Origin of the sequence: Reichenbachiella ulvae (assembly GCF_025833875.1) — a bacterium.
Classification (GTDB): Bacteria; Bacteroidota; Bacteroidia; order Cytophagales; family Cyclobacteriaceae; genus Reichenbachiella; species Reichenbachiella ulvae.
In genome coordinates this window covers 4,872,792-4,884,561 of sequence record NZ_JAOYOD010000001.1, presented here as the reverse complement: position 1 = coordinate 4,884,561, position 11,770 = coordinate 4,872,792, and the positions used below count along the sequence as shown (strand labels likewise).

10 protein-coding genes are annotated in these 11,770 nt (G+C 43.0%); 7 read left to right on the top strand and 3 right to left on the bottom strand.

Annotation, left to right across the window (positions count from 1 at the left end):
* Positions 1-37 precede the first annotated feature (37 nt).
* Entirely contained in the window at positions 38-2,986 is a 2,949-nt protein-coding gene (locus N7U62_RS20020; RefSeq protein WP_264139880.1) for a glycosyltransferase family 117 protein, read from the top strand.
* A gap of 52 nt (positions 2,987-3,038) precedes the next feature.
* Here N7U62_RS20020 and N7U62_RS20015 read toward each other — a convergent pair whose 3' ends face one another.
* Positions 3,039-3,425: a T9SS type A sorting domain-containing protein gene (locus N7U62_RS20015; RefSeq protein WP_264139879.1), complete on the bottom strand. Its 387-nt coding sequence runs from the start codon at positions 3,423-3,425 to the stop codon at positions 3,039-3,041.
* Positions 3,426-3,564: 139 nt separating this feature from the next.
* A complete protein-coding gene (locus tag N7U62_RS20010) occupies positions 3,565-5,088 on the bottom strand; it encodes an NAD(P)H-hydrate dehydratase (protein WP_264139878.1) in 1,524 nt (507 codons plus the stop codon).
* A 117-nt stretch (positions 5,089-5,205) separates the two neighbouring features.
* On the opposite strand from N7U62_RS20010, the gene N7U62_RS20005 reads away from it, so the two are divergent.
* The 3 genes from N7U62_RS20005 (at position 5,206) to N7U62_RS19995 (ending at position 7,760) form a co-directional block, all read left to right on the top strand.
* A complete protein-coding gene (locus N7U62_RS20005) occupies positions 5,206-5,562 on the top strand; it encodes an MmcQ/YjbR family DNA-binding protein (RefSeq protein WP_264139876.1) in 357 nt (118 codons plus the stop codon).
* 168 nt (positions 5,563-5,730) lie between these two features.
* Entirely contained in the window at positions 5,731-6,462 is a 732-nt protein-coding gene (locus N7U62_RS20000) for a hypothetical protein (RefSeq protein WP_264139875.1), read from the top strand.
* Between the two features lie 41 nt (positions 6,463-6,503).
* Complete coding sequence (locus N7U62_RS19995) at positions 6,504-7,760, top strand: replication-associated recombination protein A (protein WP_264139874.1); 1,257 nt, start codon at positions 6,504-6,506, stop codon at positions 7,758-7,760.
* A 62-nt stretch (positions 7,761-7,822) separates the two neighbouring features.
* Here the strand turns inward: N7U62_RS19995 and N7U62_RS19990 are convergent, their stop codons facing one another.
* A complete protein-coding gene (locus N7U62_RS19990) occupies positions 7,823-8,338 on the bottom strand; it encodes a DUF2911 domain-containing protein (protein ID WP_264139873.1) in 516 nt (171 codons plus the stop codon).
* A 153-nt stretch (positions 8,339-8,491) separates the two neighbouring features.
* Between N7U62_RS19990 and N7U62_RS19985 the strand changes: the two genes are divergently transcribed.
* Genes N7U62_RS19985 through N7U62_RS19975 form a run of 3 tightly spaced genes read left to right on the top strand, consistent with a single transcriptional unit; the run spans position 8,492 to position 11,770 of the window.
* Positions 8,492-8,911: a response regulator gene (locus tag N7U62_RS19985; protein WP_264139872.1), complete on the top strand. Its 420-nt coding sequence runs from the start codon at positions 8,492-8,494 to the stop codon at positions 8,909-8,911.
* A 36-nt stretch (positions 8,912-8,947) separates the two neighbouring features.
* Positions 8,948-9,514 (top strand): DUF3109 family protein, encoded by a 567-nt coding sequence (locus N7U62_RS19980; protein ID WP_264139870.1) that lies wholly within the window; start codon positions 8,948-8,950, stop codon positions 9,512-9,514.
* Positions 9,515-9,520: 6 nt separating this feature from the next.
* On the top strand, positions 9,521-11,770 hold the full coding sequence (locus N7U62_RS19975) for an ATP-dependent helicase (protein WP_264139868.1): 2,250 nt from the start codon (positions 9,521-9,523) through the stop codon (positions 11,768-11,770).

Sequence of the window (11,770 nt, the reverse complement as noted above, 5' to 3'; positions counted from 1 at the left end):
TAATTACTATTTTCGCCAGTCTAATTAAAATAAATCCATGATTGACTACAACAGACTCAACAACCTCACCGGTTGGATCATATTTATCATTGCGACTACAGTCTATGCATTGACAGTAGAGCCTACGGCTAGTTTCTGGGATTGTGGGGAATTTATCGCTGTATCCTACAAGCTAGAAGTACCGCACCCTCCTGGGGCACCTTTATTTTTACTATTAGGTAGAATGTTCTCCTTCCTGGCTGGGGGGGATACGACTCAAGTAGCCTATTGGATCAACATGTTGAGTGTACTAAGCAGTGGATTTACCATCCTTTTTCTGTTTTGGTCCATCACTCACATTGCAAAAAAATTGGTTTCTGCTGAAGAAAATCTAACCAACCATCTATTAGTAATAGGCAGTGGTGTGGTAGGGGCTTTGGCTTACACATTCTCAGATTCATTTTGGTTCTCTGCAGTAGAGGCTGAAGTATATGCGATGTCTTCTTTCTTTACGGCCTTTGTCGTTTGGGCTATTTTGAAATGGGAAAACATCAAAGATCCATCTGATGAAAACCGTTGGATTATTTTGATTGCTTACATGGTTGGATTGTCTATAGGAGTTCACCTTTTGAACCTTGTGACTTTACCTGCATTGGGCTTGATCTACTATTTTAAAAAGAGAGAAAAAGTCAGCAAAAAAGGCATTTTTACCACATTGGCTATCAGTGGGGCCATAGTGATGATCATTATGATTGGGGTGATCCCTGGCTTGCCTAGCATGGCCAGTAAAATAGAAATCTTCTTTGTCAACAATTTGGGTCTCCCATTTGGTTCTGGCATCATCTTTTTTACCATTCTCTTCTTGGGAGGCTTGGTATACGGAATCTTCTACTCGATCAAAAACAACAAAATCACGCTGAATACAGCGCTTGTCTCTTTTGCTTTTATCATCATAGGATACTCTTCTTATTCTATCGTTTTGATTCGATCGAATTACAATCCTCCGATTGATGAAAACAACCCTGAAGATGTATTGAGTTACGTTTCTTACCTCAAACGTGAGCAATATGGTAGTCGACCTTTATTACATGGACAATACTATACTGCAGAGCTAGTAGGTCAGGAAAAGGGCGCTCCTGTATATCGCAAAGGCAAGGAAAAGTATGAAATCGCTGATTATAAGCTGGAGTATAAATATGACCCTGCGCACACCACGATTTTCCCTAGAACCTATAGCTCTCAACCACAGCATGTACAGAAGTACCGTCAGGTAATGGGACTACAGCAAGGTGAAAAACCTAGCTTCAGCGACAACATCTATCATATGCTTCGTCACCAATTAGGTACCATGTACTTCCGCTACTTTATGTGGAATTTTGCTGGACGTGCCAGTGATATCCAGGGAGCGGGATGGCTTGGAATATTCGATGCGATGGAAGAAGTTCCAGCCTCATTGGCTGAAAACAAAGGAAGAAACACCTTCTTTATGATTCCTTTATTCCTTGGAATCATCGGATTGATCTTTCAGTATTATAAGGATCCAAGAAACTTCTCGTTCGTAGCGATGCTGTTTTTCCTGACAGGTGCTGCGATTGTACTATACCTAAACTCACCCCCTACAGAACCAAGAGAAAGAGATTATATCTATGCGGGTTCCTACTATGCTTATGCATTTTGGATAGGGCTAGCAGTCATTCCTATCTTCTCTTTGATCCAAAGAGCTTTAAAACCTGGAACCATCGCTGCAGCCTTATCAATTGCGATCTGTCTAAGTGCACCTGCTATCATGGCAGCAGAGGGATGGGATGATCACGACAGATCAGATCGTTATTTCTCTGTGGATTCAGCGAAGAACTTCCTGGCATCCTGCGAACCGAATGCCATCATTTTCACTGGTGGAGACAATGATACTTTCCCTCTTTGGTATGTACAGGAAGTAGAAGGGTTCAGAACTGATGTTCGTGTGATCGTACTTAGTTATTTCAATACAGATTGGTACATCGCTCAGATGATGCGGGATGCCTATGAGTCTGAGCCATTGCCTTTCGGCTTGAGTTTAGAGAGATATGCCCAGGGCGGATTGAATGATTATTTGCCATTGGTCGAAAGACAAAACATCAAAGGAGGAACCATGAACGCAGAACAGTTCATCAAACTGATCAACGATGAGCACCCTGCGCTACAAGTACCTACTTCTGTGAGCAAGTACAATTCAGTACCGGCGAAAAACTTCTATCTGGATGTAGATACAGCCAGCGTACTAAGTATGGGAATCATCCCAGAGCAGTACAAAAACATGATGGTAGATAGAATGCACTGGAGCATGAAAGGTGGCGGCCTGGAAAAGAAAGACTTGGCTATTCTAGACCTGATTGTTAACAACAACTGGGAGCGCCCGATCTACTTTAACAACACCTCTGCATCTAGTGTCAATTTCAACATCAAGAAATACATGATGCAGGAAGGAAATGCCTTCAGACTCTTACCTGTAGAGAATCCTGCCGGAAATGAAATGATGGTGGATACGGATAAAATGTATGACAACATGATGAACAATTTCCATTGGAGAGAATTGGACAATCCTGAGGTCTACTATTCTGAGGACTACAGAAACTTCGTATTGAACCACCGAGCAACCTTCAACACGCTGATCGATGCATTACTAATGGAGGGTGACACGGAAAGAGCTAAAGCGGCCACCATGAAATGTCTGGAAGTAATGCCTGATGAGGCCATTCGTTTTGACCACTTCAGTGTTCAGTTGGTTTCATATCTATTGACTTTGGAAGAAGACGAGTTGGCGATAGAAATAGCTGAGAAAATTGGAACACGTGCTGATGAGATGCTGAACTACATGTTTGAGAAAGGCATCACAGAGCGTTTCGAATTGCAAAAGAATTTGATCTCGCTTAGCGAACTAGCTCGATCCTTTAGGTCTGCGGACAAAAACGATCTCGCACAAAAATATGAGACCATGTTCCGAAACTATTACGGAATGGTACAATAAGAAAAAGCCCCAACCTAGGTTGGGGCTTTTTTATGATTTTAAACCTTAAATATTACTTTTTCAAAAACTTATAAGCTTCCTTGAACTGACTTTCCTTGTCTTCTACTATCAAAAAATAATAACCTGAGGAAAAGGTTCTCAAGTCAATTTTGTATTTATCCTTCCCCACTTCCTCCGCTGTGACGTCTACAGTATTGCCAATGACACTATGTAGCTGAAAGCTAATCTTCTTCAAATTGGAATTTTCAATCTTAACAATGATGAAATTGACAGATGGGTTGGGATAGATGTCAATTTGATTTGTGAGGTCTAAGGCCTCTGAGTAGGCCAGTGTTTCAGAATTCGAAGCGTACACATCACCTTCATTAGCCGTCTGACCTTGAACCAACAAGGCAGAACCGCTCAAAATGAGGCCGATGATAACTGCTTTTAACTCCATATTTACTGTATTCCAAATACACTGCTGCTATAAAACTACGGATAGAATCCGCAATGGTTATGATGAATATAATTAATAAATTATTAATATCCACGAAGCTCAGTCCTTAATCATCCCGGCATGGTGAAAAAACAGTTTTTCAACTTGGCCTTGTTTGAGCTTTTCGAAAAGCTCGGGGCAAAAAATTAATCAAGTCTGAAGCAATTAGTGTTTCAGTTGATCCATGCTCTAAAGCCAAATCTCCAGACAAGCCATGAAGATATGTGGCCAACAAGGCAGCCTCTAATCCACCATAGCCTTGTCCTAAAAATGCGGTAATGATTCCTGTCAACACATCCCCGCTTCCTCCTGTGGCCATTCCAGGATTTCCACTACTGTTGAAGAATATATTACCCTCCAGATCTGTGATTGAACTATTTGCTCCTTTTAATACAACCACTACTTGATATTCTCTAGAAAAGGCCCTTTGCTTCTCTAGCTTTTCAAAATCATTTTTCCAATCCCCTACCAATCGCTTAAACTCCCCGGGATGAGGCGTTAAAACACTCCCTCTTGGAATCAGAGAGGCTGAATTCTCCCTGGCAATGATATTGAGTGCATCCGCATCCAACACCAAAGGGAGCGCTGAATCGACCAATATTGCCTTGACCATCATTCCCGTTTCTTTTTCCATCCCCAGGCCAGGGCCTATACCCACAGCATGGTAGCCATCCAAATCTGGTGAATGAGAAAGCACATCTAGTGAAGGGCTTGTGATTGTCATGGCTTCTGGTACAGCTATTTGCATGATCTGATTGCCACTTTGCGGAATATAAGTAGTGAGTAGTCCAGCTCCTGATCGTAGACAGGCTCTAGCAGCCAGGACTGCTGCTCCCATCTTGCCCTGACTCCCTACTAGCAACAAGCACCTACCAGCCGTTCCCTTATGGGCATATTTACTTTTTGATCGAAACAAAGAAGTAATAAATTGAGGAGTAACAAAGTATCGCTGGGTAATTGATGCTTCCATTTGTCTTAAATCCAAACCAATATTCACGACATTTAATTCTCCAACATAAGGCTCGAACTCAGCTAACAGCTGAGTGTATTTGGGAACTTCGAAAGTGATGGTTTGACTGACTCTAAGTATCCTTCCTCCTTCAAAAACTTGATCACAACCTAAACCTGAGGCAATATCCACAGCCACAGCCTCCAGAGACTGCTCATTTAAATAATCGATCAACTCTCCAAACAAACCACTAACCGCTCTCGAAAGCCCAGATCCAAACAAGGCATCCACCACTACTACTGCTGAATCCAAAACTGGGAAATCTTCCTTAGAAGCTATGATATCACATGAGCAATAGGCTTTTAATACAGCATGATTCGCCTGAAAATCCTTGCTGCCTTTTTCTGGCTTCCCTACAACAAAAGCCTCTACCTTGTAGCCTTGCTCGACCAATAGTCTGGCTATGGCCATTCCATCTCCACCATTATTACCTGTCCCAGCTACCACTACAACGGATCGATCCCGCGGGTATGACTGGATAAAAGAACTGACGAAGGCTTCAGATGCTCGCTCCATCAAATCGATTGAAGGAATGGGCTCCGTTTTGATAGTCATTTGGTCTAGCAACTGGATTTGCTGTGGTGACAGGATTTTTTGACAGAGGTTAAAATTCATAGCTTGTTTGGTGAACTCCTACCAAGTTAAAGAATCCCCAGTTTTGTTAAAAACAACAACTTGAATATCCCTTTATGGTTCAACATAATGTGTTACTTTTATCTCAAATCCACTTTTATGAATGCTGAAGAGTTTCGCAATTTTTGCCTAAAGAAACCGGGAGTTACTGAGGGCTTTCCTTTTGGTGAACCTACCCTGGTTTTCAAGGTCATGAACAAAATGTTTGCGCTTTGTGATATTGACCAATTCGAATACATCAATCTCAAATGTGATCCTGATTTAGTACCCGAATTAAGAGAGCAATTTGCTGCAGTTAAACCCGGATATCACATGAACAAAAAACACTGGAATTCGGTGTATGTAAATGAAGATGCATCGGACCAGCAAGTGTATCAATGGACCGATGACTCTTATGAGTTAATCGTGCAATCTCTTCCCAAAAAATTGCAGGCCGAATTAGAAAATATGCAATAAAGCGCCCAGCTCATTGCATTATTAACAGAATTCATATAAATATTTCTAACTGTGACAGCTAAAGACACATATTAATACCACTATTCTGTACAGGATTAAGGAAATATTCTACAATTTTGGTTGTTAGTGTTATTGTATCCACCTGAACCTAAGTATTGAATAAAATTTGTGAGGAGAGCTACTTTCCCAATATTGATTTTGTGCTGTGTGTTGTTTTGCGCCTGCAAAGACAATGTCGTATGCCCAGCTTTTCAGAGTACATATATTCTGGATGACTCGCTACGCATGGCCAGATATTCTCTCTTTCTCAACGATACTACCCCAAAAATGCCCGTAGCTTCTCGTAGGAGCAAATACGGTATCAACAAAAAATCCAGTCTCTTCAAAAAGAACTACGATCTGATGACGGCTCCTAAAAAGAACCAAATTCGCTGGTTAGAAGAGGATTCGCTTGAGATGGATCAGGGAGAGTTTATTGCCAGTGATTTTGTAGATCAGGATACCCTGGGTGTAGACTCGGTTTCTACTGCCCCCATACTGGCTGCCGTCGAAGACGAGGAAGAAGCGGTCCGATACAAATGGAAATACTCCTTGGACAACAACTATAACCAGGAGCAGGTCTATTACAACAAGTACTACGGAGAACTGTTCATAGACACACGCCCCACACAGAAAGAACTCGCTGCACAGCAGCTGGATCATCTAGATGAAATAGCCAGTGACTCTACTATCCAAGAGACCGAAAAAAAAGGTTTGTTTGGAAGAAACAAATCTGAAGACAGTGACGTGGAAGAAGAAAGTGAAACGGAAGCAGAAGTCGACGAAGAAACCTTAGAAAATGTCATAGAGACAGAGGAAGACGAAGCTGAACCTGAAGACACTACGGATTCCGAAGAATAGTTCTTATTCTTGCCTAAATTTTCATTCCCAATTATTCAGTTATGTTGAATCAGTCACCGCTGGCAGAGCGCATGCGCCCTCATACCCTCGAGGAACTCGTTGGGCAGGATCATTTGAACAATATCCTGAAGCGAGCAGTGCAATCCGGAATCGTCCCCTCCATGATTCTTTGGGGTCCTCCGGGAGTAGGTAAAACAACCATCGCCAACATTATCGCCAATACGGCCAAAATGCCCTTCTTCTCACTGAGTGCCATCAATGCAGGAGTAAAAGACATCAGAGAGGTCATCACCAAAGCAAAATTTGGTTCCAAATCGATTCTATTCATTGACGAGATTCATCGCTTCAACAAATCGCAACAGGACGCCCTACTGGCGGCAGTAGAAAAAGGACAGATTACGCTGATTGGTGCCACTACCGAAAACCCAAGTTTTGAAGTCAATGCCGCCTTGTTGTCCAGATGCCAAACCTACACACTCAAGGCGCTGGAAAAAGAAGAACTACTGGAGCTGATCAACAAAGCCCTGACTCAGGACAGCGAGCTAAAAAAGCTGAAGGTGAAGATCGAAGAAGATCAAGCCTTACTGAGACTATCAGGAGGAGATGGAAGAAAGCTGCTGAATCTGCTGGAAATCGTGGTGGAATCCATAGAAGGAGAAGAAAAAGTGGTAACCAATGATCGCGTAATTGAAATCTCGCAAAAAAAGGCCGCCATGTACGACAAAAGCGGCGAGATGCACTACGACATTATTTCTGCCTTTATCAAATCGATCAGAGGGAGTGATCCAAATGCGGCGGTTTATTACCTGGCGAGGATGATAGAGGGAGGCGAAGATGTCAAATTCATCGCTAGACGATTGCTGATACTAGCCTCCGAAGACATCGGCAATGCCAATCCAACAGCACTGGTCATTGCCAACAATGCTTTTCAGGCAGTCAATGTGATAGGCTATCCTGAAGCAAGAATTATCCTGTCCCAATGCGTGACTTACCTCGCTTGTTCTGCGAAAAGCAATGCGTCTTACATGGCCATCAACAAGGCTCAGCAACTGGTACAGCAGACAGGAGATCTTTCCATCCCCATGGATATCAGAAATGCGCCGACTAAACTAATGAAGGACCTGGGCTATGGCAAAGGATATCAGTATGCCCACGATCATGCAGGCAATTTTGTAGAACATGAATTCATGCCAGACGAAATCAAAGGGACTACTCTATATGATCCCGGCAAAAACCCTCGTGAAGAAGACATGCGCAAAAAGCTCCGCGCACAGTGGAAAAACAAGTACGGGTATTAAACAAAAATGGCGATACCCATTGATTGTGAGATATCGCCATTTCTTTGAGCCAATTAAGACCTTTACTGAATCGTAAATTCAACTTTCAACTCGTCCCAGGCCATAGTAACTAAACCCTCAGGCGAAACAGTAATACTGAACATTTCCTGCAAGCTTGATTTTTTAGGTTTCACTTCAAAAGAAAACAGATTCTCTGCTTCCTTGTAGCTGTATGCGCCCCATTGATTAGGATTCTTATTGATAATAACCGTCCACTTATCCTGATTAGGGATGGTGAATATCGCATACTTACCTTTTTTCAGATCCTTGCCCGCAACTTTCACATCTGCTGAGACCTCCAGAGTAGTCGCCTCGTTGGCACCAGTCCTCCAAACCTTACCATAAGGCACCAACCCGCCCCAGATTTTGCGATCCTTTTTCGATGGTGCAGAGTATTCGATCGTCACGGTTTTACCATTGACTTCAGCCGATGTACTCTTAAACGGACTGGCCTTTGGGGCTTCTTGTGCGTAACTCAATTGGGATAAAAACAATACACTAAGTACCAGTGTAGACAAAAAGATGGATTTCTTTAACATGATATATAATTTTAATACGAAAGTAAAGACGAATTCTTCAACCTTCTGGTTGGAATTGTGCAATAAGTTAAAGAGAAAATTGGCAATAATGTATATTTGGGGTTTCTAATTGACTGAGCAAAACTCCCGAAAAGTAAAGCGCTAAAACATTAAATGAACAAACCTGTAAAAATATTGATCATCGACGATGACGAAATCAATAACCTGATTTGCACCAAAGTGATCAAAGATTACAATCCTGAAACAGTAGTAGAATCACTGACCAGTTCGACCAAAGGACTGAGTTATTTAGAAGAAAGAGTAAAAAACAATCCGGAAGACCTTCCTGATGTCATTTTGCTCGATATCAACATGCCTACGATTAGTGGTTGGGATTTTATCCGCGAGTATAGAAAAATGATGACTGCTGTAGAAGCAGAAAAGATCAAACTATTTGTCCTGACTTCCTCTCAGTACTATCAAGATGCCGAGCTGGCTGACCAATACAGGGAAGTTCAGAAACTATTTACCAAGCCACTGACCGCAGAGATATTAGAAGAGGTAGACACCTATCTGGCCAAAAACGCAGAATAGTTCAGTCGCTTTTTCACTTTTCAAACAATTGGAGCTATGATAATTTTGGACAATGCGGTTCTTTCGGATGACTTGAAAGAAAAGCATTTCGTATGTGACCTGAACAAGTGCAAGGGTGCATGTTGTGTCGAAGGAGATTTGGGAGCTCCACTAGAAGAAGAAGAATTGCCGCTGATCGAGGGAGTTTTGGAGGCAGTCAAACCCTATCTGTCCAAAGAAGGTTTGGAAGTAATCGAAAAAGAAGGAAGTTACATTCTCGATGAAGAGGGAGACTACTCCACCACTACCATCAATGGTAGAGAATGTGCCTTTGCCATCTATGATGAAAACAAAATATTGAAATGTGCCATCGACCAGGCCTATAGAGACAAAAAGATAAGCTGGCAAAAACCTATCTCCTGTCATTTGTATCCCATACGGATCACCAAATATGACCACTACGATGCGCTCAACTACGACAGATGGGACATCTGTGCACCGGCATGCAACCTGGGAGAAGAATTGAAAGTACCGGTATACAAGTTTTTGAAAGAGCCATTGGTCCGAAAGTATGGATCTGAATGGTATGAAAAATTAGAGGAAGAAATAGAAGGAAAGGAATAAGACCGCATGGAACAAGATTACCTGGAAAAGCTCAACCCACCTCAAAGAGAAGCTGTAGTCAATACAGAAGGTCCTACCATGATTATCGCTGGTGCGGGATCCGGTAAGACTCGGGTGCTGACCTATAGAATCGCTCACCTGCTCAAGACAAAAAATGTCGATCCATTTTCTATCCTGTCTCTGACCTTTACCAACAAAGCTGCCCGAGAGATGCGCGAGCGTATTGAAGGAGTAGTAGGCACCGATGCTCGCAACCTCTGGATGGGCACCTTTCACTCGGTGTTTTCCAGAATATTAAGATCCGAAGCAGACCGATTGGGTTACCCCAGTCATTTCACCATTTACGATTCGGATGACTCCAAGTCTCTGATCAAAAACATTGTCAAGTTTTACGGTCTGGACGACAAGGTGTATAAGCCCAATGTGGTACTCAACCGTATCTCCAGTGCCAAAAACCGTCTGGTTTCTTGGCAGGAATACATCAACAACCCCATCTACCTCGCCGATGATACAGAAAACGGCAAACCGGAAATGGGTAAAATCTACAAGGAGTATGTCAAGCGATGTTTCAAGGCTGATGCCATGGATTTCGATGACTTGCTCTTCAATACCAACGTGCTGTTTCGGGACCACATAGATGTCCTCAACAAATACCAACAGCGATTCCAGTACGTGATGGTGGATGAGTTTCAGGACACGAACATCTCACAGTATCTGATCACAAAAAAATTGGCTGCAGTGCGTCGCAACATCTGTGTGGTGGGGGACGATGCGCAAAGTATCTATGCCTTCCGCGGGGCTGATATCCAGAACATCCTCAATTTCGAGAAGGACTATCCAGAACTGAACATCGTAAAGCTGGAGCAGAACTACCGTTCATCCAAAACGATAGTCGGAGCAGCCAACTCCATCATAGGAAAAAATAAAAATCAGCTACGAAAGAGCGTATGGACTGACAATGGTGAAGGTGATCTGATCGATTTGATCAAGGCTACTACAGACAATGAAGAAGGAAAATTGGTAGCCTCCGCTATTTTCGAATCCAAGAATCAAAACCACTACCGCAACTCCGACTTTGCCATCCTCTATCGCACCAACAGCCAGTCACGGGCACTGGAAGAGGCCCTGAGGAGAAACAACATCAAGTACAAGATCATTGGTGGGCTTTCTTTCTATCAGAGGAAAGAAATCAAAGATGTGCTGGGCTACATCCGTTTTGCAGTGAATCAAAATGATGAGCAGGCGCTGCGCAGAATCATCAATATGCCGAAGCGTGGCATTGGGGCTACCTCAGTAGAAAAACTGGTGGTGGCAGCAACAGAAAACAATGCCGATCTCTGGACGGCCCTTCTGAATGTCAATCAAATCCTGGGTGGTAGAGCGGCATCAGCGGTCAGCGAATTTGTGACCTTGATCAAAAGCTTCAAAACAGCAGTCGAGAAAAAAGATGCCTTTGAGGCGGCTTCTCATATTGCTAAGAATTCCGGTCTATTGAAGGAACTCTATGATGACAAAACCATCGAGGGGCGCAACCGCTACGAAAACGTACAGGAACTACTGAACGGGATCAAGGAATTTGTAGAAAATCCAGAGAACGAGGACAAATCCATGCCGGCCTTTTTGCAGGAGGTAGCGCTCCTTACCGATGCGGACAACGAAAAGGATGAAGACAAGGACTACGTGACGATGATGACCATCCACTCCTCTAAAGGACTGGAGTTCAAAAACGTATTTGTAGTAGGAATGGAGGAAGACCTGTTCCCCTCGCAGATGATGATCAGTTCGCGTCAGGATTTGGAAGAAGAACGTCGACTGTTCTATGTGGCCATCACCCGTGCAGAGAAAAAACTCTACATGAGTTACGCCCTTACCCGCTACCGTTTCGGTCGATTGAAAACTTGCGAGCCTAGCCGATTCCTCGAGGAGATCGACAAGGATTACCTGAAGATCAATCAGAAGTTCAGCTCTTCTCCATCACCGGCTAACGACTATGCCAAGAACTTCATCAGCAAAAACACAGTTCAGCCTACAAGGAAACCTGTGAATCAAGCGGTGATTCATAAGCCTTCACCGAACTTCAAACCAAGTAATACGGCGAAACTTGCTGTGGGAGACAAAATCGAGCATCCTAAGTTTGGCTTTGGTGAAGTGACAAAAATCGAAGTGCAGGGTGCCAATAAAAAGGCTCACATCAGTTTCGAAAAAGCAGGAGACAAAACCTTGCTGTTGAGCTTTGCCAAGCTCCGAATCTTATAA

Coding starts and splice junctions, on each gene's coding strand:
- N7U62_RS20020 (WP_264139880.1), top strand. CDS start 38: ATGATTGACTACAACAGACTCAACAACCTCACCGGTTGGATCATATTT.
- N7U62_RS20015 (WP_264139879.1), bottom strand. CDS start 3,425: ATGGAGTTAAAAGCAGTTATCATCGGCCTCATTTTGAGCGGTTCTGCC.
- N7U62_RS20010 (WP_264139878.1), bottom strand. CDS start 5,088: ATGAATTTTAACCTCTGTCAAAAAATCCTGTCACCACAGCAAATCCAG.
- N7U62_RS20005 (WP_264139876.1), top strand. CDS start 5,206: ATGAATGCTGAAGAGTTTCGCAATTTTTGCCTAAAGAAACCGGGAGTT.
- N7U62_RS19995 (WP_264139874.1), top strand. CDS start 6,504: ATGTTGAATCAGTCACCGCTGGCAGAGCGCATGCGCCCTCATACCCTC.
- N7U62_RS19990 (WP_264139873.1), bottom strand. CDS start 8,338: ATGTTAAAGAAATCCATCTTTTTGTCTACACTGGTACTTAGTGTATTG.
- N7U62_RS19985 (WP_264139872.1), top strand. CDS start 8,492: ATGAACAAACCTGTAAAAATATTGATCATCGACGATGACGAAATCAAT.
- N7U62_RS19980 (WP_264139870.1), top strand. CDS start 8,948: ATGATAATTTTGGACAATGCGGTTCTTTCGGATGACTTGAAAGAAAAG.
- N7U62_RS19975 (WP_264139868.1), top strand. CDS start 9,521: ATGGAACAAGATTACCTGGAAAAGCTCAACCCACCTCAAAGAGAAGCT.